23 protein-coding genes are annotated in these 24,201 nt (G+C 56.2%); 8 read left to right on the top strand and 15 right to left on the bottom strand.

The genetic code is table 11. The features are described from left to right. Positions 1-3: 3 nt before the first annotated feature. From EFR00_RS21290 to EFR00_RS21225, 13 genes are all read right to left on the bottom strand, one after another. Positions 4-1,398, bottom strand: a complete 1,395-nt coding sequence (locus tag EFR00_RS21290; protein WP_077989914.1) for an O-antigen ligase family protein — start codon at positions 1,396-1,398, stop codon at positions 4-6. A 24-nt stretch (positions 1,399-1,422) separates the two neighbouring features. After that, entirely contained in the window at positions 1,423-2,406 is a 984-nt protein-coding gene (locus EFR00_RS21285; RefSeq protein WP_077989915.1) for a glycosyltransferase family A protein, read from the bottom strand. Then, positions 2,403-3,287: a glycosyltransferase family 2 protein gene (locus tag EFR00_RS21280; RefSeq protein ID WP_009996567.1), complete on the bottom strand. Its 885-nt coding sequence runs from the start codon at positions 3,285-3,287 to the stop codon at positions 2,403-2,405. The genes EFR00_RS21285 and EFR00_RS21280 overlap by 4 nt, the downstream gene beginning before the upstream one ends. A gap of 124 nt (positions 3,288-3,411) precedes the next feature. Beyond that, positions 3,412-4,356: a glycosyltransferase family 2 protein gene (locus EFR00_RS21275; RefSeq protein ID WP_077990035.1), complete on the bottom strand. Its 945-nt coding sequence runs from the start codon at positions 4,354-4,356 to the stop codon at positions 3,412-3,414. A gap of 76 nt (positions 4,357-4,432) precedes the next feature. Next, entirely contained in the window at positions 4,433-5,956 is a 1,524-nt protein-coding gene (locus tag EFR00_RS21270) for a lipopolysaccharide biosynthesis protein (RefSeq protein ID WP_009996570.1), read from the bottom strand. Between the two features lie 34 nt (positions 5,957-5,990). Then, positions 5,991-7,004 (bottom strand): polysaccharide pyruvyl transferase family protein, encoded by a 1,014-nt coding sequence (locus EFR00_RS21265; protein WP_009996572.1) that lies wholly within the window; start codon positions 7,002-7,004, stop codon positions 5,991-5,993. Between the two features lie 10 nt (positions 7,005-7,014). Then, positions 7,015-7,977: a glycosyltransferase family 2 protein gene (locus tag EFR00_RS21260; RefSeq protein ID WP_009996573.1), complete on the bottom strand. Its 963-nt coding sequence runs from the start codon at positions 7,975-7,977 to the stop codon at positions 7,015-7,017. Further along, complete coding sequence (locus EFR00_RS21255; protein WP_077989917.1) at positions 7,974-9,251, bottom strand: glycosyltransferase; 1,278 nt, start codon at positions 9,249-9,251, stop codon at positions 7,974-7,976. The genes EFR00_RS21260 and EFR00_RS21255 overlap by 4 nt, the downstream gene beginning before the upstream one ends. 113 nt (positions 9,252-9,364) lie before the next feature. Beyond that, positions 9,365-10,339 carry a glycosyltransferase gene (locus tag EFR00_RS21250; RefSeq protein WP_077989918.1) on the bottom strand — a complete coding sequence of 325 codons (975 nt, stop codon included), beginning with the start codon at positions 10,337-10,339 and terminating at the stop codon, positions 9,365-9,367. Positions 10,340-10,381: 42 nt separating this feature from the next. Further along, the gene (locus EFR00_RS21245) at positions 10,382-10,870 is read right to left on the bottom strand and encodes an acyltransferase (RefSeq protein WP_009983921.1); all 489 of its coding nucleotides are present in this window, start codon (positions 10,868-10,870) and stop codon (positions 10,382-10,384) included. Next, positions 10,870-12,021: a glycosyltransferase gene (locus EFR00_RS21240; protein ID WP_039621504.1), complete on the bottom strand. Its 1,152-nt coding sequence runs from the start codon at positions 12,019-12,021 to the stop codon at positions 10,870-10,872. The genes EFR00_RS21245 and EFR00_RS21240 overlap by 1 nt, the downstream gene beginning before the upstream one ends. Positions 12,022-12,052: 31 nt before the next feature. After that, positions 12,053-13,126 (bottom strand): endo-1,4-beta-xylanase, encoded by a 1,074-nt coding sequence (locus EFR00_RS21235; protein ID WP_077989919.1) that lies wholly within the window; start codon positions 13,124-13,126, stop codon positions 12,053-12,055. A 469-nt stretch (positions 13,127-13,595) separates the two neighbouring features. Beyond that, on the bottom strand, positions 13,596-14,444 hold the full coding sequence (locus EFR00_RS21225; protein WP_077990036.1) for a DUF6030 family protein: 849 nt from the start codon (positions 14,442-14,444) through the stop codon (positions 13,596-13,598). Positions 14,445-14,967: 523 nt separating this feature from the next. Here EFR00_RS21225 and EFR00_RS21220 point away from each other — a divergent pair. From EFR00_RS21220 to EFR00_RS21185, 8 genes are all read left to right on the top strand, one after another. Continuing rightward, entirely contained in the window at positions 14,968-15,600 is a 633-nt protein-coding gene (locus EFR00_RS21220) for a class I SAM-dependent methyltransferase (protein ID WP_077989920.1), read from the top strand. A 227-nt stretch (positions 15,601-15,827) separates the two neighbouring features. Then, entirely contained in the window at positions 15,828-16,253 is a 426-nt protein-coding gene (locus EFR00_RS21215; protein ID WP_038690697.1) for a helix-turn-helix domain-containing protein, read from the top strand. Between the two features lie 9 nt (positions 16,254-16,262). Next, positions 16,263-18,107 (top strand): AfsR/SARP family transcriptional regulator, encoded by a 1,845-nt coding sequence (locus EFR00_RS21210; RefSeq protein ID WP_077989921.1) that lies wholly within the window; start codon positions 16,263-16,265, stop codon positions 18,105-18,107. A gap of 21 nt (positions 18,108-18,128) precedes the next feature. Next, a complete protein-coding gene (locus tag EFR00_RS21205; RefSeq protein ID WP_077989922.1) occupies positions 18,129-18,341 on the top strand; it encodes a hypothetical protein in 213 nt (70 codons plus the stop codon). Between the two features lie 41 nt (positions 18,342-18,382). Further along, entirely contained in the window at positions 18,383-19,558 is a 1,176-nt protein-coding gene (locus EFR00_RS21200) for a YcaO-like family protein (protein ID WP_077990037.1), read from the top strand. Beyond that, positions 19,555-20,262: a TfuA-like protein gene (locus EFR00_RS21195; RefSeq protein WP_077989923.1), complete on the top strand. Its 708-nt coding sequence runs from the start codon at positions 19,555-19,557 to the stop codon at positions 20,260-20,262. The genes EFR00_RS21200 and EFR00_RS21195 overlap by 4 nt, the downstream gene beginning before the upstream one ends. Positions 20,263-20,364: 102 nt before the next feature. Continuing rightward, complete coding sequence (locus EFR00_RS21190; protein WP_077989924.1) at positions 20,365-20,613, top strand: hypothetical protein; 249 nt, start codon at positions 20,365-20,367, stop codon at positions 20,611-20,613. 270 nt (positions 20,614-20,883) lie between these two features. Then, positions 20,884-21,372, top strand: a complete 489-nt coding sequence (locus EFR00_RS21185; RefSeq protein WP_164519046.1) for a hypothetical protein — start codon at positions 20,884-20,886, stop codon at positions 21,370-21,372. Positions 21,373-21,717: 345 nt separating this feature from the next. Here the strand turns inward: EFR00_RS21185 and EFR00_RS21180 are convergent, their stop codons facing one another. Both EFR00_RS21180 and EFR00_RS21175 read right to left on the bottom strand, forming a co-directional pair. Then, the gene (locus EFR00_RS21180; protein WP_004676311.1) at positions 21,718-21,924 is read right to left on the bottom strand and encodes a hypothetical protein; all 207 of its coding nucleotides are present in this window, start codon (positions 21,922-21,924) and stop codon (positions 21,718-21,720) included. Positions 21,925-23,090: 1,166 nt separating this feature from the next. Further along, positions 23,091-24,200, bottom strand: a complete 1,110-nt coding sequence (locus EFR00_RS21175) for a glycosyltransferase family 2 protein (protein ID WP_179363796.1) — start codon at positions 24,198-24,200, stop codon at positions 23,091-23,093. Position 24,201 lies beyond the last annotated feature (1 nt).

The following is a 24,201-nucleotide window of genomic DNA, read 5'->3' as shown; positions in this document are numbered from 1 at the left end:
TGCCTACTCTCCTGAAACGGGTTGTGAATGGTCGAATCTCCGCCGCCCGGCCGATCTTCTCGAGAGAAGCCGCCGCCGACGCGGCGGGACAATGGGTTCCGTCGTCATGGGCAAGACGGAGACGAGGACCGGCCATAGACCGATCGGCGCGAGCATCATTCCCGCTTCGGTCATCGCGCCGATCATGACAAGAAGGATCAGGGCGACCTCTTTCGCCTGGACGGTCTGAAGCTGATGGCTCTTGTAGACCGCGGCAATCTTCTTGAAGATCCGCGTCAACAGGAAAGCGATCCAGCAGAGAAAGCCCGGAATACCGATGTTGAGACAAATCTCGAGGTAGGTGTTGTGCAGCGAGCGGACGGTGTGGCCGAGACGGACATATTCCTCGACAATGTCGGCCTGCCGGAACGTGGCGAAGCCATAGCCGAAGATCGGCCTGTCGTAGATCAGCGGGATCACCTGTTCCCAGATATCGGAGCGGCCCGACAGCGTCAGGTCCTTGCCGAAAGCTTCCGCGACGGCTTGGGCGACGCCGAGATAGGCGATCGATCCGGCGACGCCGATGAGGAGGCAGAGGAAGAGCACGATGAAAGCGCGGGCCATGCTGTGCCTGACGCTTTCCATCATCTTCAGGCCGAAAATCGTCGCGAGACCGATCGCCACCATGACGACGGCCGTCGACGACAAGGAGACCACGACAAGGAGCAGGGTCAGCAGGATGGCGAAGCTTCTCAGCAAGCCGCTGTAGCGCAGCCTGGGGGAGGGCAGGCGATGGGAAATAAGCACGATAAAGCAGATCGCGCAGAACTGTCCCATTGTATTCTTGTGATAAAACAGCCCCTTCACGGCGCCAGCCAGCGAGCCGCCCATGATCCCGAAACGCGGGAAGGCGGCCGTATAGAGGACATTTGCGAAGGCGGAGAAAACGGCAAAATTGGCAAGGAGACGTAGGGTTTCCTCGTTGCCGTAGCGCAGTCGAAAGAGCAGGGGACCGAGCGCCAGCAGACCGACGGCCGCGGCGCCGCGAACGGAGGCGCCGAAATCGAGCGAACCGGCGAATGACACTACGATCGCAAAGATCACGGCACAGACAAGGGGTGAAATGCCGCGGAAAAAGGCGAGGAAGCGGTTCGGTTCAAGAAGACAATAAAGGCCGATCAACGGGATCAGCGAATAAAGCATCAGCTTCTGAGGAAGCGGATCAACAGACACGCCTTCGTCGAAATTCGCAGGATAACCATACCACATGCCGGTGGCCCGGAGCAGTGCGAGGTAGAATATGCCCGTCAGGAGCAGACGGACGAGCGTCTCCTTTTTTATGCCGTGGCGCGGCCGTGCGCGGGTGGCCGGCCGCAGGCCGATATCTCCGTCTCGAACATAGGTAGGGCTGACACTCATCCGAGGACGCTCCTGCAAACAGTATCAGAGGGCGGCATTGGGCTTATATTCCTGGTATGCATGTCCGAGGATGCCGTTGACCATGCCGGCGCCGCGCAGCACGTGGGTGAGCGCCCGCATGCCCCAATAGGGTGAAATCACGATTGCCGGCAGCATGGCCAGCCCGAGCATCACTCTCGAGGCGCCATAGGCGGCGCGATAGAGCCGGCGCTTGAGATTGCCGTGCAGGACCTCACTGACGGCGAAAGTGTTGCCGAGCCGGTATTGCCGCTGCAATACCCACTTCCAGGTCATACGGCTGGCAGGAACGATATCATAGACGAGTGCCTTGTCAGCCCAGAAAACCTGCATACCGCGGCGAATGGCCTGATTGAAGAAGAGATAATCGGTGCCCCCGGTGAAGCGCATCTTCTCTTCGAAACGCAGATTCCACGAGCGGATCAGCGGATAATCGAACATGACGTTGTTCGAGGCCGCATAGGAAATGCGTTGACCGTCCTTGTTCTTCTTGCGCTCGAAAACCTTCGCCTTGATGAAATATTCCGGCGGGTTGTCGGGATAGACAGGCTGGACGGGGCCGTAGACGCAGTCGGCGCGGTTTTTCTCCCGGGTCTCCAGCATCGCATCGAGCCAGCCATCGACCGGCCATTCGTCATCATCGAGAAAGCAGAAGAGGTCGGTGCCGTCAGGAGCTGAATCCATGGCGCGGTTGCGCGCAAAGGGTATGCCCTGGTTCGGCTCGACGACATAGATCAGATCATAGGCGCCCGTCTGGCCAAAGCCTTCGACCGTGGCTCTTGCACTGCCGGCCGCATCATTGTCGACGATTACCATGGTCAAATGATAGGGGCGAGCCGGATGCCTGGTCTGGCGTGTCATCACATCTAGCAGCTTGGCGATCCCGTCCAGCCGCCGGTAGGTCAGCACACCGACGGCGATGTTCAACGCCGACATGCCTGGCTGATCGGCTTTAGCCGATGAATGCGGGAAGGTGTCTTGCCGGTTCATGACTGTCCTCCGCGCAACATATTTCCCAGTCGCTTGCGCACGGCCATCAAGGCCACTTCGGTTGCGGCATCCTGACCGAAGGGACCGCCGGCGACGGTGTTTCGGGCTTCGCTGCGGAGCTTGAGCAGCGATGTCGTTTGCGCAATACCGCCGGCCACCAGACTCTTGCCGAGCGCCTGCAGCCCGTCATAACGGCGCGCCAGTTCCAGCCCGGTGGCGATCATGATCCGCGGGCGAAGCGTCTTTGCCCTGCTCGTGCCCGTGTAGCGGTTCGACGCATGAATGCGTTGGAATGTCAGCGGCGTCTCGACGATGGCGCCGCGGCCGAGATATGCTGCCGCGAACTTGATATAATTGTCGCTGAGAACGACATCCGTCGCCACGGACATCGGCAATATCTGAGACAGCAGGGCGCGGCGGAAACTCAAGCCGGATGTCGGCACCGGAAGCGAAGGAAAACCGCCTTTGCGCAACGTCTCCCGCTTGTCGAACAGCGTCACCTGCAGCTCCACGGGAGGCTGGTCGTCTTCTTTGGTCGTCACACGGTCGAAGCACCAGTCGATCTCGTTGCGGTCATAGATTTCGGCAATGCGCGCCAGTTTGCCGGGAAGGAATGCGTCGTCGGCGTCGAGGAGAAAGAGGATATCCCCGCTCGCCGCGTCAAAACCGGCATTGAAGCTCGAGGCCTGGCCGCCGTTTTCCTTCAGCACGGACCGAATGCGCGCGCCGTAGGAAGCGAGGATCTCCCTGGAATCATCCGTGGAGCCGTCGTCGACCACGATGACCTCGAAGTCCGGATAGTTCTGCGACAGAACGCTGTCGATGCATGGGCGCAGGAATTGCCCATAATTGAAATTGTTGATCAGCACCGAGAGTTTCAAATTACCGTCTCCGACAGCGCCGCGTCTTTTGAAACGCGCAAAGGACGCTGTAATGCTTTGAGGTGCCGCATGACTTATCCTCTAATTGTTTCTGATTTAAGGAAGCATGCAGCTGGCCAATCGATTACCGCGCCAGGGTCCCAGGCGCGTATCGGCGAATTCCGGCGCGGTAGCCGCGCATATAGTAATATTTCCAGATCGCCCAAAAACGCGTCTTCGATCGCGGCAGGAGATAAAGCAGGGCTGCACGGAAGGCCCATTGCGCGCTTTCGATCCAGGTTGGAAGCGGAACTCCGCTTAATCTGACACCTCCGGGCACCTCGTCGGGAAAGAGCGCCGGCATGCCGTAGCCAAGCCGCTCACCTCTTTTCTGCACCCAATCCTCAGTGACGCTGGATGCCGGTATCCAGTGATGAACCACGGCTTCGGCGCATCTATAGGATTTGACGCCATTTGCCGCGAGGCGAATGATGATTTCGGCATCCTCGCCCATGGCAAAAATCTTTCCCGGAAGAGGACCGATATCTTCGCGATAGCGCACGCTCGTTCCAAGCAGCTCCCGCCGGATGATCGTATTCGGACCCCAGACTTTTGTCGGATCACACGGTCCGCTTTGTGTTTCATCGACAATCGCAAAGGTGGATCCCATCGGAATCCATTCGATAAAAGGGTCTTTAGGCTCTTTTTCCCAATCGGGGACGATTCTGCCGCCGAAGACGCCATAACCCGGATGGGCGAGGGCGCAATCGACGATCGCCTTCAGCCAGTTGGGTTCGGCGCGAACATCGTCATCCGTAAAGACGATGAGATCGCCCTTCACCCGGTCCAGAGCCAGGTTCAGCGCCCCCGACTTACCCGGCGTGGGGTGCTGCAGGATGATGATGGGCAGCTTGTCGCTATAAGATTTCAAAAGATCAAACGTGTCGTCATTGCTGTTGTTGTCAACGGCAATTAGTTCCCATTGATCATGAGGAAGCTCCTGCCTCAATAAGGAATCCAAAGTGTGGCGCAACCGGCGGCTGGCGCCGTTGTAGGATGAAAAGAGTACGCTGACGAAGAGATCCGACATCATTTACCAATCCTTGTGGTGAGGTCGAAAGAGAAAAGCCGCATGTTTTGCCCGCCGAAACGCTCTGCTGCCCACATCAAAGCGGCAATCTTTGAGGTATTTTCCGATAGCGTTGGTATATTTTCGTAAGAACCTTCGCGATCTCGGCTTCAATGCCGATCTCTGAACGACCCCCAACTACCCATAGAAATACGTGAACGCCGCAATAGACAATTCCACCAACAGAAATCATCCACGCCAACGCATAGGCCGCATCAAGGTGACTGGAAATCGGTGCGGAGTTCGCGCCCAATCCCAGAACGACCGCTGTCATCGCAAGGCCACTGACCCACGAACGCCAGGTGACGCTAAGTTGATCCCACAATGTCAATCCGGTGAGTTTCTTAACTACATAGATATTGACGATGGAAACAACGACCCCACCAGATATTGCTCTGGATATGAGCAAGCCGGGCAGCCCATAGAAATATAAGCCGATAAACACAATTGGCACTCTGAACATCAGGAGAAGGAGCGTCCTGTTGAAGAGCATCTTTGTCTCGCCAAGGGCGGAAGCGAGCGCATTTGCCGGGCCAAAGACAATCTGCCAGCCCAAGATCGGAGCGATAACCTGAATTACGAGTACCGCTACGGGCCAATGCGGTCCCAGAGCAAGATACACAAAGGGCTCGGCAACCAAAGCTTGGCCAGCGCCGACAGCCATGCCGATCGCGAAAAGTGAGGACTGGCTCCGTTGAAACGCGCTCTGAACGCGTTGCTTGTCATCGGATATTTTCGCAAAACTCGGGAATAGAACGCGCTGTAGGGGCAAAATTGCTGATTGAGTTATCAAGCCTGCAGTATTGTTTCCAACGTTATAGGCGCCAAAGGTGGCGATTCCGAGCCACCCGCCGGCCAGGAAGTTATCAAATCGGTTGCCTACAGCTGATACGGCTTGGTTCAGCGTCAGCCATATGGAAAAGTGTAGAAGCTTGGATAGCGATCGGAAGGAAATTTTTGGGACGTAAGGTGACGCCATAAACGTCATGGCCGTTCCGACAACGCTCGCTGCTACCGCTCCCGCGACGATTGCCCAGTAGCTGTCGGTTAGATAGGCCCATGCGACGGATACGATGAATTGTATCGTGAAATTGAGCCCCTCTTGGAAGGCGACTGTCCCGAAGCTCAATTCTTTAGAGTAAATGATGTACTTCGGGCTTCCGAGGCCCGTTAGCAACGGTCGAACTGCCAAACCCGCACATACACCGATTAGCCGCTCATCACCGTAAGCTTCGGCCATTATGTAGCCGCTTACCACCATAACAGCTGCAAGCAAGACGCCTCTGATCGCCCCTAAGGTAAAGGCTGTGTGGAAATCATCGTCCGTGATTTCCTTTTGATGAATTAGTGCGCTGCCGAGGGATAATTCCGTTATTGCAAGCAGAATCGTTAAAAGGCTCGTTCCCAATGCAACCAGCCCGAAGTCCTCCGGGGATAGAAGGCGAGCAAGGACGACGGTCGTCGCGAGGAAAACAGTGCGATTATAAATCACACCAAAGAGCAAGATCGCCGACGCATTTAGCGCTTTTGCCCCGATTTTTTCGTTCTTCTGGCCAGCCAAGTTTGCATTCTCCAATTGAACAACGAGCCCTTGCTCAAGACACAAATTTTTCGACTGTCCTGATCGCCTCTTGCATCCTTAGAAGCTTCTCGTCGAACAAAGCCTGTCCACTTAAGTATTGAGGAGATTTCATAGCCTGTCCCAACGCCCGCCTCGCGTTAGCTTTGCATAAGGGTTTAGTAATTCGAGCAAATTTTGAAACTGCCTTTCTAGTATGCTGTATGCTCTTCGTAAGATGGTGTAGTTGTTCATAGCTCGGCGAAAATCGGCGGCTTAGGTAATCTAAGTACATTTTCCTATCTTGCCCCGGCCGAATTGTATCTGTGCCGTGGATGCCGAATTTCTTCATGTTCCCGCGAAGGCCTTGGTAGTAAATAAAATCATCTGCGCTTATCGACGGCAGTGATATCGGTCTGTAATCAAGGCCCATTGAATACGTCCAGTCTTTCCATTTGAATTCATCAATGTGAGGATGAATCGTAACGGGAATCCACGGGATTCTCATTGTGTCTGCGACGATAGCGCCATGCATGGCTTCAGTTATGACCAGCTTTGCCTCGCCGAACTTCCTCAAAATCTCGAGTGTATCTGTTTGGGGGCTGACATATTCCATGCCCAGTTCCGTCGCGATCGGTTCCCACGAACCTCTTTGAAGTGACGATCTATGCGGCATGAATATGATTTTTTCAGGCTTGTCCTGTTTTGTGTAGAGATTCTGGGTCAGGGCCAGCAGGATTGCCCCGTCAGTGACCGAGAGATTCGGCTGACCCAAGACCGCAGCCGATAGGGGGCCTCTGACCGCCGCCAGGCACCAGGCGGACATATCGGACGGGGGCGTTCCGTAAGATACTCCGGTACCTAAAACCGCTATTTTCCTGTCGCCGCCGACAAACTTCTCCAGGCGCTCTGAGGTGAGAATGCTTCCAATGCCAACGACGGTTAGATCTGGTGATTCCAAGACATTTTTCGGCAAAACCTCCTTCCAGATATAAGCATTCAGATCGTCTCCAAAATTGAACTTCGGATCTTTGAAATAGAATACGTCCATGGAGAGGGTCCTATGCGTTCTTGAATTTGTTTGCGATTTTCTTGGTGATCGCGCGGGTTAGAATTCTCAGGGGAATATCCGCGTTCGAAAAATCGCCAAATATAGCGCGAACTAGAGTGACATGGTTTCCTGATACCATATGGTGGTGACATGCTCGCTCTGTGGATAAGCGGAGGAGTGCCTTTTTCCTCGCTAAAAGAAGGTGCCTTGCCGATTTGTCGGTTGCGACCCTTTGGTCTTTCATCAGGCGGGCTGTCGCTTCAACCTGATCCCGATAGTCGACTACCGTGCGGCTCCATCCTGAGGATCTGGTCGTATAGATATAGCCAGGTTCCCTCAAAAGCAGCATGCGGCCCGTGTGCAGAAGAATGTTGACGTAAATAAGAAAATCTTCTCCGTGCCGCCGCTCTGTTGGGTAAGCTATATCGTGTTCGATGAGGAATGAACGCCGATAGAGTGGTTTCAAAAGCCCATAGTCAGCTTCTGTTGCGTAAGGGCGCGCTTGACGTAGGAAAGCATGAAGATCGACCAGTTCCTCTTTTGGAGTCGTGGACAGGGCGGGCTTCCCCATCTCTCCGGATTGGGCATCAAAATAAAGGAAGTTGTCGGCTGCGAAATCCACAGAGTGCCTTTCGGCAGCTTCAACCAGTCGGCTTATCCGTCCAGGCGCATAAGCATCATCGGCATCAAGAACCGCTATCCATTTTCCGCTAGCAGCTCTAATAGCCTCGTTGCGGGCGGCCGAGGGGCCGCTGTTTTTTTGGAGACGAGTAATCCTAATGCGGTTGTCAGAAGCCATCATTTGGCGGACAACGTCGACTGTATCATCGGTGGAACAATCGTCCGCAACAATGACTTCAAGGGCGGGGTGATCCTGAGTCAAAGCTGACATAATCGCACGCCGAATAAAGCTGGCGCAATTGAAGGCAGCTATGATGACAGAAACTTCTACACAATCATCTGACGTCGTCATTCTTGCACCGTCAGTCGGTCCATGGAACGAGACCCCGGTTGCTCAGTGATGCGGTTGAATGATTGAAGCAGTGCGCGTGTCTGCTTTTCTTCGTTGAATTCTTCTTCGACAATCCGACGCCCCTGCAATCCCATCGCTTGGATTAGGTGAGGACTGATGATCAATTGCTCCATCGCGCGCGATAGAGCCTCCGTGTCGCTTTCTGGTACGAGCAGACCTGATTGCTTGTGACTGACTAGTTCTGGAATACCGCTGTGTTGGGTACTGATAACGGCAATTCCCATTGCCATAGCTTCCATGATTGACACGGGTATGCCTTCCATATCCCCATCGGCAGCCGTAACGCTTGGCAGTACAAAGATATGTGCTTGACCTAAAAGTCGTCTGATCTCTTGGTGAGCCATGCCGCCGTGAAAATGAATCCGGTCTGCACACCCCAAATCCTGAGCGAGGTTGCGCATGTCGTCGAGCAGCGGTCCGCTGCCAATGACGTCGAGCGATAGATCCAGATCTGGCCGTCGAGACACAAGCTGAGAAAAAGCCTCAATAGTGAAACGATGTCCTTTCTTCTCTGTCATTCGCCCGATTGTTATAAGGCGTATTTTCTCACCCGGGACGATGCTTCTGGCCTTGCAGCCAAACGCCTCGCAATCGATCCCAAGGCGGATCGTCTTCACTTTCTCCGGGGGGGCCCCAAGGTCGATCAAGCGGCTGCGCCACAGATCGCTGATCGGAATCAAGAGGTCAGATTGTTCAAAAAGCTCGCGATAGACCCGCGGGGATCGACCGTCCATATATTGTGTGAGGTCATACCCATGAAAAACAGTCGTTATTGGAGCGTCAATGAGCCCGAGCCTTTTCAGATGCGCGACGACGCGTCCCGCCGGTCCGAAGTGGCAATGGATGACTTTCGCCGTTGCGCCGTCTGATCGAAGTTTGGCGGCGATACTGAATTTCAATGAGATCGGCAAATTGATCTCACCGTCACGAGAAGTGAGGAGGCGCCAAAGCGCGCGTATTTTTCCGCGTGAGAGAAGCTCAGCCGCCCCCTTTGCCATGATTGCTATCCGGACTGAGCGTCTCTTAACCGCTGTCACATATCGAATGCGATCGGCAAATCCATAATTTTCTGGCAAAGTCGATATATTGTCGATCGGTCGGCTCAAAGCGACAACGTCAATATCGGCGCCTAGATTCCCGAGAGCTTTCATCTCGTTAAAGACGAAGGTTTGTGTCAGCTCGGGAAAAGACAGAGAGAAGTACGTAACTTTCAAGTTATTCCTCGTCTATGATATTGGTTCTGCGGCGTGGTTGTGAGCCAGGCCCTTCAGCCTAGTTGTCGGCTTCGACGTGGCTAGCGGTACTAAAGCCATCCTCTTCAAAATGCTTAGCCACCGGCGCGAACCCCCAGTTCAGACGCATGGGCGCGAGCACCGCGCTGCTTTATAAATTGATGTAAGATGCCTTGTCGTAGGGACTGTTTCCAAAGCAACCTAAAGCGTGTTTCACCAGAAGGCAGTCTGCGAAACAGCGAACAGACAGGTGCCATTGCGAGCCAGAGAAGGGCAGTGCTTGCTGGAACGCCAGCGATTTTTCGTTTTCTATCGAAGAGCGCCGAGCGGAGCACCACCATACCCATTCCATAGCGCTCGGCGCGCGCTATTGCCCAGTCTTCCTCGACATAGGTTGACTTAATGATGTGACGGACTTTTGGGCGGCGGGAATGGTAGGCTTTTGCCCCGGCGCCCTCCAGCCGCATTGCGAAGGCGGTATCCTGCCCCATTGGATACTGTTTAACCGATGCATTTGGCCCTAGATTATCGTGCACCACATAGCCTGATCCGATAATGGCGCGGCGGAACGCTGAATTTGGACCAAAAATATATCCGGCTAAGGTGGGGCCTTCCTCGAGGCTCTCGTTCAGGGCATAGAGGATGGCTGCGCGATTATCCTTCAGAAGCCACGGAAATCTTGGCGGGCTTTCCCACTCGGGTAAAATAAGTCCTCCGAATATGCTGAATTCCGGCTGTTCTTCAGAGAGGCGGATGAATTGGTCGAGCCAATCCGGATCCGGAATGACGTCGTCGTCCGTTAAAACGACGAGGTCGCCCTCCAAGTGGCGAAACCCCAGCGCCAACGCGCTTTCCTTCCCCTGCTTCTGCTCAAAATACACCTCGAGCGGGAGACGGTCCTTGTAAGAGTCCAGAATCTTGGCCGTATCGTCCGTGCTGTTGTTGTCGACCGCGACGATCTTCCAACGACCTGGCGGAAGTGTACAGGCGCAGAGTGCATCCAGCATGCGCGGAAGCGTCCTTGCACCATTGTAGGTAGAAAACAACACGGTGATTTTAATACCTGTCATATCATTCCTCGGAGACACTGCGCCTAATCTGGAAAGCTTCAATTATTCGCCTGCTGCCTTAAATGCATCCGATGACTCATTCCTCGCCATGCGGCCGTAACGCGAAATGATCTTGATGTCGCTGCGGATTATCTTTGCCGGGTTGCCGGCGACGAGCGAGCGCGGCGGCACGCTCTTGGTCACCACCGAGCCCGAGCCGATGACGCACTCATCGCCGATTTCGACGCCGGGCAGAATGATGCTGCGGGCGCCGATGAAGCAGCGTTTGCCGATCCTCGTGTGCAGATAGAGGCCGCGCGTGAGGTCGTGGGTCAGGATCGCGGCTTCGAAGGCGACATAGGTCTCAGCGCCGATATGCAAGCCTTTCGGGTTGGTCTTATCGAAGCGCACGCTTAAGGAAAAGCTTGCCGTCGGATCGATGTCCATTCCCCAGAATTTCGTATAGTAGAGCCACTTGGCCCTGACGATTCCGTTCCGCAGCGGCCGAAATACGTTCAGTCCCCACTTCGGCTTCTTTCCTATCTGCACCATCAAGTCCGACCCCGGCTGGAAAATTCGTCTAGCACGGAACTGTAATAGTCCTCGAGCATCCCCGTTTGTCGACGTATGTCGAAGCGCTCGGCCACCAGAAGCGGTGCCCGCGCGCTGAAGGTTGTCCACAGGGCCTGGTCGTTGAGCAGCTTTCCAACCGCTTCCGCCATTCCCGCGACATCCCGCTCCTCCACGAGATAGCCAGTTTTCCCCTCCTCGATCGCTTCGCCCACGCCTCCCGAGCGAAATGCGACGACCGGAGTGCCGACGGCCTCGGCCTCAAGATTGGCGAGGCCGAACGCTTCTGCGTGACCATTGTCGAGGGTCACGCTGCCGTGGAGATAAAGCTCTGCACTGGCCAGCAGATCCCTTATCTCAGTCTGCGACAGATTTTCATGGATCGTGACGCTTGGCAAGGAACGACGCGCTAGCGCCTCGATTTCCTCTTTCAGCGGTCCCTGACCCACCATGACGAATTCGACCGGCGTGCCGGTCGCCGCCACACGCGACAGCGCGTCGATCATGAAGCGGTGGCCCTTATAGTCGACGAAACGGGCGATGGAAACCACCAGTCCCTTTTTTCGGGGGCGAGGTTCCATTTTGAAGAGATCGAGATCGATGCCGATGTGGTGGCGATAGACGCGGTCGGCACGGAAACCGAGCGCCAGCAGCCGGTCGCGGATGAAATCGGAAACGGCGATGTTCCAGCTGTTCCAACCGGCCATCTCGCTCCGGCCCTTGGCGAAGAAGCGCACCTGATTGAAGCCGCCCGGTTTTTTCGGATCGCCGCGATAGGTGGCGTCGAAGCCGTGAAACGTTGTGACGAGCGGCTTGCCGGCGGCCCGCGCCAAGGGACCGATGACGTAGCCGTTCTTGCCGAAATGCGCGTGAACCAGATCGGCCCGGCCGATCGCGGGAAAGAGCGAAGGCAGGCCGACCTGTGGAATTTTCAACAGCAGTTCACCGGCCCGCGCGATCGGGGACCGGCGGATGTCGTGAACCTTAACAGTGGATTTTTTTGTGTGGGCCGAGGAAATTCGCGTACCGGCAAGAATTTCCGCCTCGAACGAACGAAACGCTACCGCTTGATTGAGGACAAATGCCTGGCTGGCAGGCAGAAATTTTTCCACATAAATAACTGCCTTTTTCATGAATCTGTCGACGTCTCCGTTGTCTTGCGCATCACATCGCCTCTATTGCCCGCCGGATGCCATCAGCTGAACTGCGCGGCGCGTTGTTTTCATCGTAGAGATTAATGCGCTTTGTGCAGGCTGCATCGGCATCGGTCTCCGTTTCATCGGGCTCGCCGTATTTTTCCGACATGCCCCATACGGTGACGCCTTTCAAGTCGCCGCGTTCGGCCGCCACGGTGATCACGTCACGAAAAATATCGGCGTAGGCGGCCGGCGTGAAGCCTTGGTCGTGCTTCAGGAAGTGGCAGGAAGCATCGAGTTCGGTGATATAGACACCGATACCCATATCCTTCAGAGCCGCGCAAAAACGCCCCATTCCCTCCGGATCGATCCGGTCGAGACCCGGGCGGAAATGCGCCTGCAGCCCAACCGCGTTGATCGGAGTCTTGCTGGCGACGAGCTTCTCGACGATTTTGAGAATGTGCACGCGCTTTTGTTCGAAAATGTCGGATTTTTTCTCAAGATGCGTTTCGTTGAGTACCAGCGTCGCAGCCGGATCGGCCTCATGCGCCATATCGAAACTCATGCGAATGTAATCGTCGCCGAGAAGGCGTCGGAAAACACAATTTCTGAGGTCGGGCGCATCATATTCCAACGGCTCGTTCACCACATCCCAGGCATCGACGGAGCCCTTATAGCGAGCGACAACCTGTTTTATATGACGGTTCATGACCGTCCGGAGGGCTCGCGCGTCGGAGATCTCAGACACCCAATCCGGGGCGCGATACCAGATCAGCGTATGCCCATAAACCCTCATGTTGTTTTTTCGTGCGAATGCAACCATCCTGTCGGCGCCACCGAAGGAAAAAACGCCGGGACTTTTTTCCGTCGCTTTCCACTTCAATTCGTTGCGCGGCGTTATGGAATTGACATTGTCGACATAGAGCTCACAGGCGGCTGGATCGCCAATATTTTGCAGGTCGATTGCCGATCCGAACCGTAACGATTTGCTGTCGGCAAGGGCGCGCAGCCCTGGTTCCGCCGGCGCCTTGGCCAGGACCGCGCCCGCCTGAACAAAAGACAGCGCGAGCGGAAGCGAAGCGAGGAAACGTCTTCTGTTCATTCTAATCCTCGCTGTGGGCTTTTCTCATGTCCGGGACCGAACTTGCGGCAGCCGGGTCGGTTTGCGGCGGTTCCGTACCGAGTTGCGTTTGCTTTGGCGGAGTGATGCAACCTCTTACTTTCCCTGGAGCGAATACTGTATCCGCTAGGCTTTTCAGTCTGTGCCAAGAGATAGATCTTCCCGGAGGACGCTCGTGATGGAAGATTGGTTCAGCTGCGTAATGAGCGTTTTTCATATGGCATTTCAAAATGCCGTTTTTTTATGGCGACCCTTCGAAACGATTTCTCTCGTCTCGATGACCTACAGTGCGCAGCCTTGGTTTTTTACGGCAGCGAACGACCGGGCGGGGACAGTTTTGAAAAGAGCTTTACCAAATTCTGGCCCGGCGTCACGACGACGCAGGTCGCATGCCTGACAGACAGGTCACGCGGGCGGCCTCGACCTGCGTCCGCAGCTGCTCATTCCCGTTTTATTGCGCTGATGCCGGCGCCGATTGCGCGGGGTCGGTCTCAGCCGTCGGCTCCGGCGATGGAAGCCAGGTTCTGTCGGAAAAATAATTTCTCGTTCTCTGTTGGGGGCCCGAGGCCGCATTCAGCGAGAGCGTAAAATTGTAGCGTTCCGGGTTGAGCACTTCGCGGCTGAAGGTGATGCTGGCGCCGAAACCGTCTTCCTTGATCTCCCTCAGATTCTTGATTGCGTTCAGCGCCTCATGAAAATCCAACCATTGCGGTTGGCTGAGCATGACCTCGAAAATCCGCAGGATACTCGGGTCGAGCTGGCCGTTCTGGTCGGTCTCTGGATTGATGATCTTCACGCGCATGTTGTTGATCGTGCCGGCTGCGTCGCCGCGAACAATGACGAAGATGGAACTGGGAAGTTGATCATTTTCACGTTTGCCGCTGTGTTCGAAAAAACATTCGAAGGTAGCGGCGTTGAAGTTCGCTGCCGCCCAATCGCTGGTTTGGATGCCGGCGTCGCGCAGGGCAGCGCACATTGCCGCTCCTGAGATGCGCCACGTCCGCAGAAAGGTTGATGCGGTCTGCGCCATAGGCGGTGCGAAGGCATGTAAGGGAAGCCTGACGGAGGCCGGTGGTGCCGGGCGGGGAAGCGCCTTCGGTGGCGGTGGCTTGACCTCATATGAAAAGAGATCGAGGCCGAAATAGCGATCGATCGTCCTCAAGTGCTTCATGTCGTTGGAAAGAAGCACGGTTCCGATGATGAGCGACAGGGAAATCGTCAGCAGCAACCAGAAGACCACGGGAATCCGCGGTTTTCTCACAGGCTGTTTCGCATATACGGGCGACGGATTGTCGGGCAAGCTTATCTTCTCCGAATACGCGAGAAGGGTTTCGATCGGGCTGTCTTGATACAGCAGTATACATCCATCCGTTAAATATCTTTGGCTTGCTGTTCGGCATTCTGCCGCGTCGGGCGTGTCATCGGCAAGAAGCGCGCGCTTCAGATCTGCCGGAAGCGGCTTGAATTTCCCGATCTTGATACTCTCAAATGCACCGGCCGCTATGGCCGCAGCCAAGATCGCGGATGATCCGCGGCCGTGACAGGCAAAACGGTCAATGCAGTCTCCTATGCTTCTCGGCCTCTTCCGGTTTTTCTTGCTTATGTCGACGAGATTTCAGAGTGACCGGTTCAGATCCAATCTCAGTGCGTGCAGCCATCCGTTGCTGCTGCCATCTTTGTTTCATGTTTCGCGCAAAGGTTAAGATTTTTATTTAAAAACTACCGGTTATATTCTTGATGGACATCCAGTTTTGCCGGGTTTTACCCAATTTTCGACGTATTCTTCTATAGGGTCTGCCGCGAACTTGCAGAAAGGAGAGGATATGTCCGTCGAACTGGACGCGACCACCTATATCCACGCTAAACCGACAACCGCGCATTCCTACATCCTGCCAACTGTGCTTGGGGTGCTGGAAGGCCATTTTGCGGGCTCGGCGAAGGCCGATGTCTTCGATCTGGGATGCGGCACGGGCGGGGCGGCCGCAGCTCTTGCGAAAGAGGGATATTGCGTCGTCGGCGTCGATCCTTCAAGCGATGGCATCGCCAAAGCCAATGTCAAATATCCCGGGCTGCCGCTGAATGTCGGTTCGGCCTATGACGAGCTTTCCGGGGAATACGGCACCTTCGACGCTGTGATCAGCCTGGAGGTGGTCGAGCATGTCTATGATCCCAAGGCCTTCACCTCGACAATGTATGATCTGGTCAAGCCTGGCGGCATCGCCGTGGTATCGACGCCCTATCATGGCTATCTGAAGAATGTCGCCCTGGCAGCGCTTGGGAAAATGGATGATCACTTCATGCCGCTGAAGGATCATGGACATATCAAGTTCTGGTCGAGAAACACCCTGAGCACGCTGCTGCTTGATGCCGGATTCCACAGTATTCGTTTCGAATATGTCGGAAGGATACCTGCTCTTGCCAAGTCGATGATCGCCGTGGCTGAAAAGCCTCTTTAGGAAGACAGGGCGGCAGGCAGATTTTGACGATCCGCCTTCGCTCTGACTTGCGCGATAATGTACTCCTTATATAGCTGTCATTGTACGCGCCTGCGGTAATCCACAGGTTGTTTGTACTGTGTGCAGCGCTGAAAAAAATCCTTACAAAATATTTACTTTTAGTTGCATTCTTGCGCAAATTCTCCATTATACAGCGGGCGTGCTGATAAAGCGGGAGACTTGTTTTCATGAAGGCCAAATCGCCGAATTCGATCGACGTCTATGTTGGCAACCGCGTGAGAGTTCGGCGAAAGACGCTCGGGATGACCCAGCATGGTTTGGCTGAACTTCTGGGCATTACCTTTCAACAGATTCAGAAATACGAAAAAGGAACCAATCGTATCGGCGCCAGCCGTCTTCAGCGCATTTCCGAGATCCTTCGCGTGCCCGTCGGCTTTTTCTTCGAGAACGGCGGTGCCGGACCGATCGAAGGTGAGACGAGCGAGTTGAACAAATTCCTGTCGTCGAAGGAAGGACTGGCGCTCAACAAGGCGTTTATCGCCATTGAGGATCCGAATATCAGGCAAAAACTGGTGGCACTGGCCAAAAGCCTGGCGGTTACGGGCTTGCCCGACATCGACAGCGAGCTGCAGGATCCGGTGGCGCACAACTGAGGATGGATCGTGCTTCATCTGCAGACATTTGGCGATCTGCGGTTGACCGAGACGAATGGCGAGCTGGTTCGCTATCCGATCAAAGGTCTGTTGATGATGGCCCATCTCTATGCCGGGGCAAGCCATGAGCTCAGCCGCTATGAACTGGCGCAGTTTCTCTGGAGCGACGTCGAGCCGGAATTGGCGCGGCTCAATCTGCGCAAAATGCTGTCGCGCATCCGCGAAATGGACGGTGGCCGCGCCGAAATAGCCTTCGATTTCACCGCCACGACGGTTCGCCTCAACACGCAGGTGGTTTGCAGCGATCTGGATGTCTTTCGGGCCGGCGGTACGCCGCTGGATCGGCTGCAGGCGATCGCCGAATTGACCCAGCGCGGTTTCATCGGAAATATCAAGCCTGCGACAAAGCCGATCGATGCGTGGATCAGGGCGCAGCGAGACGCCCAGGCGCTGCAATTGCGGCAGGCATTGCTGGAGGCGCTGCCCGAAGTGCAGAAGCCCGGCGCGGCGCGCATCGTTTCGAGCGCCGCCCTGCAAGTCCTCGAGCGGGATCCGAATGACGAGCAGGTGAGGGCGCTGCTGCACCAGATATCCCGCGGCTCATCGTTTTCCGAGAGATCGGCAAATGACGACGGCCATCCAAGGGTGGAGGTGAAGCGCTCCGAGCCTGGCAGCCAGCCGGCCAACATCGAACGCATATCGGCGGCGCCGCTGATCCTGCCTCGTCTGGTGTTGCTTCCCCCGACAGCCAAGCATGCCGATGCCGGACTTGCCCTTGCCAACGCCCTGATCGAAGACGTCACCATAGAATTGTGCGCACTTCGAAACATTTCCATCGTCGCGCCGCATACGGCCGGCCAGATCCGCCGCGACTCCGAGAAGGCTGCGGTGGTCGCACGGCACTCGATCGCCTATCTTCTGGACACTCGACTTTCGGAAGAGGGGTTGTTCGCGCAGCTGATCTACTTTCCCACGGATGAGATCATCTGGGCCAACCGCTTTGCGATGACGCGCGCTACATTGCCGCGCCACAGGCGGGTGATCGCCCAGCAGTTGACCGAGTCGGTGGCCCGCGAGCTGGCTGAAAACGAGGAGGAGCGGTTGCGTTTCGAGGCCGATCCCGGGGCCTACCACGCCTACCTCGTCGGCTCTAGCTTGATGAGCAAGCTGACATTGCCGCATATTCGCCGGGCAAGGAAGGCGTTCAAGCAGTCGCTGTCGTATAAGGCGGATTTCTCCGCCTCGTTTACGGGACTGGCAAGAACCTTCACCAGCGAATGGCTCGTCACGGCGCAAGGAAACAACGAGCTGCTGCATCTGGCAGAGCAGAATGCGCTTCGGGCGATCGAGCGGGATCCGGAATCGGCGGCAGGCCATCGTGAGCTTGGCGTCACCAAACTTTATCTCGGCGATGTCGATGCCAGCGTCGAGGCCCTTCATCTGGCGGAAGAGCTCAGCCCGCATTTTGCCGATGTCATCTACAGCCATGCCGACACGCTCGTGCATGCATCCCGCCCCGGCGACGCGCTCGAAAAGATCAGAAAAGCAATTTCGCTCAATCCGATCGCACCCGACGCCTATCTGTGGTGCGCTGCCGGAGCCAGTTTCTTTCTGGAACAGTATGAGGAGGCCATCGCCTATGTCGAGGCGATGAAAGACAAAGCGCCGGCCCATCGTATTGCCGCGGCCAGTTGCGCAATGATCGGCGATCGGAAACGGGCACTCTTCCATCGGCAACGCGCCGAAAGCATCAACCCGGTGTTCGACGTCGAGAAGTGGCTCGCCATTGTTCCCATGAAGGAACAGTGGCAAAAAGAGCTCTATCGAGAGGGCCTGTTGAGGGCCGGTTTTTAACAATAGCTGAGGGGCATTTACATGACGAAAGTTGTTATCATAGGAATACCGGGCGAGACTGGTCTTTGGCTCGTCGATCTCGACGCGGGCACGGTTACGCCGCTCAATCCGACGGGGGACTTGGCGACTGCGAGCAACCTGCGCAAAGCCGGCGGCATTATCGTGAAGGGCGTCGATCTGGCTGTCGCCGTTTCGTCGGCGCAGGTTGCCCTTTCCGGTCACTTCGACGGCTAAGCCGGCATCTGACGGATCAATCGACATATTCCGACAGGATCATATCGCCGCGGGAAACCCTTTCCCGCGTCGAGCCCTTGTTGGCCAGATTCGGCATTACAAGGGTGGCGCGACATACCGGGCTCGACGATATTGGAATCCCCGTCTGGTGCGCATATACCCCGAATTCGCGATCGATCGTCATTGCTCAGGGAAAGGGCCTGACCGATGTCGATGCCAAAGTGTCCACCGTCATGGAAGCCCTGGAACGGGCCGTTGCCGGCGAACCTTTCGTAGATCGGTTCCGCGGCAGCGCGTCCAGCCTGCGGGCGATGGGACACAAGATCGATAGGCTGGACTGCTTGATCGCCATCCATAAACCCGACCTCGGGCCAGACGAGGAGACGGATTGGGTGGCCGGCATCGATATGCTCAGCGGCGGGCAGATTTACATCCCCTTTGAAGCGGTGGTGCTCGACCGTACGCGCGATGCCCGGTACTGGATGTCATCGGACGGCCTGGCCTCGGGAAACAACATCCAGGAAGCGATCTTTCACGGTGTGCTCGAGCGGATCGAGCGGGACGCGCATGTGCTGTGGCAAGTCAGCACGGAAGCGGATCGTTATGCCGGCTGCGTCGATCCCCGCGGTTTCCAGGATGGCGCCCTGGACGGGTTGATCGACAAGATCGACGCGTCCGGATTGGCGCTCAGGCTCTTCGATATCACCAGCGACATCGCCATTCCCTGTTACACCGCCATGCTGGGCCCGGGGGATTGCGTTCCAGACCCGCGGGATCCCCACGGCGGCAGGGACTTCCGCCTTGTCGAGGTGACCGGCGGCACGGGGGCCCATCCCTCTCCGGTGCGCGCGGCCATTCGAGCGGTAACGGAAGCCGTGCAATCGCGGCTCACCTACATCAGCGGAGCGAGGGACGATATTTCGCCAGCCACCTTTACGCGATCCTTGCCGCCGCTGATGCGGCGAGCCTTCGACGCAGTTCCCGGATCGCCACGCCCGGCGCCGGAACATCGGCTAGGGAATCTCACGCAGATGCTGCAGCATGTGCTGGAGGCTTTGCGAACAAAAGGGATCGGTTCGGTCATAGCCGTACGCCTCAGCGAGGACACGCTTCCCTTCAGCGTCGTCAAGGTCGTTATTCCTGCGCTCGAAAATCCGGAGGGGGAGCGTGCTCGGCGGTTGGGAACAAGGGCGCTGGCGAGGGCGATCGGCTTTTGAAGGTTATTTTCGCAGGTCCCAGTCTTCCCGACGCAGCCGCACTTGCCGGCGAGGCGATACGCGTCCTGCAGCCTGCGACGCAGGGGGATGTTTTGGCTGCGGCGGAACAGGGTGCCAATGTCATCGGACTGATCGATGGCGGCTTCGAATATGCCGCGCCGGTCTGGCATAAGGAAATTCTCCACGCTCTGTCCCATGGTGTAACGGTGCTGGGGGCGGCCAGCATGGGCGCGCTGCGGGCTGCAGAATGCCATTCGTTCGGCATGATCGGGATCGGCCGTATTTTCGAAGACTACCGCTCAGGCCGGCTGGTCGATGATGCCGCCGTCGCGCTCGTACACGCGCCGAGCGCGTTGGGCAGCAAACCGCTGACGATACCGCTCGTCAATGTCAGCGCCACGCTCGACGCCATGGAAAGGAATGAACTGCTCCTAGGAGGGGTGCGCCGCGAGCTTGAAAATGCCGCGAGCGCGGTTTTCTTCAAGAGGCGAACGTGGCGGGCGATCGTCGAGCAATGCGCCGGCATAGCCGCGCCGGAACGTGCGAAACTATTGACGGCCCTTGTCGCCCATTCCGTCGATCAAAAGCGCATCGATGCGCTGGAGTTGTTAAAAGCAGTGCAGGCAACCGCCGATATTCGCGTGAATGCCGACCTGTCCTGGAAATTGCACGAGACCGCATTTCCTACACGGCTCGCATTGTGAATCGAAATCGGTAATCGTCACCGGGAGTTGTGTCACGCTTTTTTCACGGGCTTGGCCACGCCAGCCCGCGTATTGTTCCTTCAATACGTTGGAGAAATGGGCATGGGCGTGACATCGGCTGCTAACATAAATACAGACCTCAGGACGGAAGAGGGTCTGGAGGAACTGCTCGCTCTGGCGCGAATGATCGCCTATGCGCGACAGGTTGCTCAGGATGTCAAACTGCCATTCGCGACGAATTGCCTCGATCTTGCTCTCGAGGCGGTGAAGCAGGAAGTCGGGGAGGGACTGACCAGGGATCTGGCTGAATTGAGCTCCCCGGTTCCGCAAGTGAGCGTAAAAAGACATTAGTCCAATGCATGTCGCCCGGAACTGTGCAGCGGTTCCGGGACAACGAAATGCATAAAGACAAAGAGCTAAAGCGCGTTGCGTCAATCAAATTTGATATGACGCGCTTTAGCTTTCGGAGCTCTCCAACGACGAGGTCGGCCGCCAACCACCGCGGCCGCAGCTGCGTAAATCGCAGGATATTGACTCATCTCCGATCAAGGCTACGGTCTTCGCTTCCGGGTCGAGGGGGGCCGCGTGAAATTCAGCTGCTCTGTGAAAGGCGGGAAAAACATGTCACGATCTCTTCCTGCGATCGCCGCTCTTCTCGCTCTGATCCCGCCCGCCAGCCATGCCAGCGAGGCGCGGGGAAAATCGACGCCTCCCGCTGCGAAGGGCTGCGTGGAAGTCAGTGGAACGGCCTTGGCCGGAATGGCGGGAGGCCCGGCCTATTCGGCAGCCGAGCTCAAATGCGGCGCAAAGCTCTTGCTGGTGCTGCAGCGCCAGACCGGCAGGGATGGAAACCTTCCCGTCTGGAGCACGATCGATCAGGTGACGATTGCCAAGCCCAGCCCTCGCCACGAACTTCTGCAGCCAAGCTATTGCTCGTCGAGCCGGTTTCCTCAGGACTCCGTCTTTGCGCTCGGCAGGATGGTGGAACAGCCGGATGGCAACTTTCGATCGGAGAACGTGGTTAAGGCCTGGCGGGTTGACATCAAGCGCGAAAGACTGGCCGCGATACCCGTCCATGGCCTGCTTTGCGCGCTGGACCCGGCCGATTGACCGGGGCGGCAACACCGGCAAAAAAGGCCGCCCTCTCTCCGCGCGCGTCTTGAGGCGCCCGGCAGGAAAAGGGCGATCAAGGGCACTGGTGTCTCTGCGGCAATGGATGCGTGTTGCTGGATAGGCGGGCCCCGCCATCGATCTGTTCAGATATCGATTTGGATCGTGGTTTGGTAAATCCGGGGGTCTTTGGGCTGTCGCTTATTCGAATGGTATTCGAGGCGCAAATAGATGGTCGAAACGAATGGTAAGCGATTTCGTTGACGTTGTCTCCGGGCGGGGAGACGGCGGCGAGGTTGATTTCAGCGCTCGTCTGATGATCGGCCGGGCCGGCCGATCGCTATCTCAATGGGTCAAATTGCGCTTCTGGGCCAGCAGTAAAATGTAATCGTCGGCAATGTCCGCGATGGCCATTGCGACTTCCGCCGGATCGCACCCCTCGACCTTCGTGTTTGCAATGAACTGATAAACCGCCTTCTCGATCTGTTTCCGGCAGATCATCACGCGTTCATCATAACCAAATTCCGGAATCTGCGATGCCATATCACTCATCAGGTCGGCTCCTCACTACTTGCAGTGACCATGACACAAATTATAAGTTGAGCAAGCAAATGCTTTATGAAAGGTTAATTCAATGACGAGGTGCGACCATTTCGACACAGATTTGGTCTGTTAGAGAACATTGCGCCGTGTTGAATTGAGCGAAGTCTTTCGTGCGGACGGATTGACTATTTCCTGTCAGGATTCAATCGATCGAACGTGGTATTTCTTGCGCTGCTGGTCTTCGCTTTGGACGGTCTCGGACCACCTGGCGCGGTTGAAATAGACGGTCGAAGGCGCGCCAATGACGGTTCTGTCCGCAGCGTGATCACCAATTATAATCCTTTGATTTATTGGGTTATTAAAGCTTGTTCGGCTTCACGATCGCCATTGTCGACGGGTGAATTGCGCTGCCCATTCTGCGATGGCGGCCGATGCCGGGGATTGTTGGGTCTCGTTGCAGCGGCTTCTCCCGGAGTGTTGTCCGGCCGCGGCGCTGCGGCGAAGGCAAGGCGGGAAAGAAGCTGATTATTTTTCATGTTTTCGACAGCAATGTAAGCCAATGCCGTGGAGGAATTTATTAAATAACGTTAATCGGGAAATACGATTAAATTAAAATTTTATCAAAAGGTAAAAATATATATTTCAGACAAAGGTTGTATATAAGTGTAGATTTTGAGATATTAAGTTATTTATGGTTAATGACGGCAAGAAGTGTTTGCTGTTCTCAATAAAGATGAGCTTTATATATCTCTATATAGTGTCAATATCATCCTTATGACAGCGGCTTGCTGTCGGCAATTTCGTCGCGAAGCGGAAACATTCGGCGGCACCGCGAGGCCGGTCCTTGCTTGCCGATCATCCGGGTCGTCTCCGAAGACCCATCGCATATTGTCGTCGGCGCGGGAGTGATGCAGCGATCATGACCGTTGCTCTGCCGTCAAACGAAGTCGAGGACCCGCCGGGGTGGATGACGGGTCCTCTCGTAAGACTTCTTGCACTGTGCGAAGCTAACATTGCAGTTTAGCTTGATATTGTCGCAGCTTATTATTGGTTGACCTCGGTTTCCCACAGTTTTTTCATTTCCGCTTCGACCAACATTTGTCGCGGTGTTCGATCTGTACTGAAAAAGCAAGAATAGTTGCCAACGGAGCGGAGGTGCCGGCCTTTACAACCGGCTATCTCTTCGAGATCGCAGCGCAATCTCCGCCACAACGGTCGATCTCCGACAAGCGCCGGAACAAGGCCTTCGTCCGGAAACGAGACCATCCGCCAACCAGCGGCATAACAGGATCTATTTCCTCGAATTTCTTGAAATCAGGCTGCTTTTGCCGCTTGGGCGGCCGGGCTTTGGACAGCACCCTGTTTGCGGCTCTCGTCGCTTTTGAAAAGATCAGCTTAATGATGACGCTGGCAGCAAGCATTGGGCTATGACGATAGACGTGCTTGAGCGAGGTCGCGGCGCTGTGCCAATCTTTCAAAGCCGCAAATTTAGAGAATGCATAAAGGTGGGCCGAGGCGCGGGCGCAGCTGACGACGAAAGCGGGAAGCTGCGGATTGCGGGCGACGCATCGCTCATAGACGGCCAGAAGCGATTGCGCCATTCGGGATCTGTCGGCAGACATGGCCGCGGCGTGAACGCGGTAGCCCACCAGGCCGAGTGGCACCGCCTCGATCTTGAAATGCTCGGCGGTGCGGAGTTCGAAATCGAAGTCTTCGCATCCGCCGATTCCCTGATTGGCATAGCTCGGATCGTAGCCGCCGATCTTGTCTATGACGGCGCGGCGCACCATGAAGCCGCTGCCATTGCCGACAAAGCGGAAGACGAGATGGCGCATGAGAATGGATTCCCGGGCGCTGAGCGACGAGCCGGACCGCGTGCAATATCCCTCGGAATCGACGAAACGGTGCAGGGCATAGACCGCACCCCAGGCCTCGGGCAGCGGATGGAGCGCCGACAGCATTCTTTCGACATAGGTCGGATGCCAGAGATCGTCCGCATCCAGGAAGGCAAGATAGCCGGCCTTCGATGCTGCGATCCCGGTATTGCGCGCCGCGGCGACGCCGTGGTTTTCCGTCGACAGAAGCTGGATCCGCGGATCGGTGGCGGCGAAGCGGCGGCAGATGGAGGCGGTCTCGTCGGTCGAGCCGTCGTCGATGACAATGATCTCCAGCGCCTTGTGGGTCTGATCGATGACAGATTGCAGCGTCTGGGCAATGTAGTCCCCGGCATTGAAAGCGGGGATCACGACCGCCACTAAAATTTCTGCCGTGGTCGACATCTCCATC

This window comes from Rhizobium sophoriradicis (assembly GCF_003939025.1).
GTDB lineage: Bacteria > Pseudomonadota > Alphaproteobacteria > Rhizobiales > Rhizobiaceae > Rhizobium > Rhizobium sophoriradicis.
The sequence above is the reverse complement of the archived record's forward strand: the minus strand, read 5'-3'. Positions and strand labels throughout refer to the sequence as shown.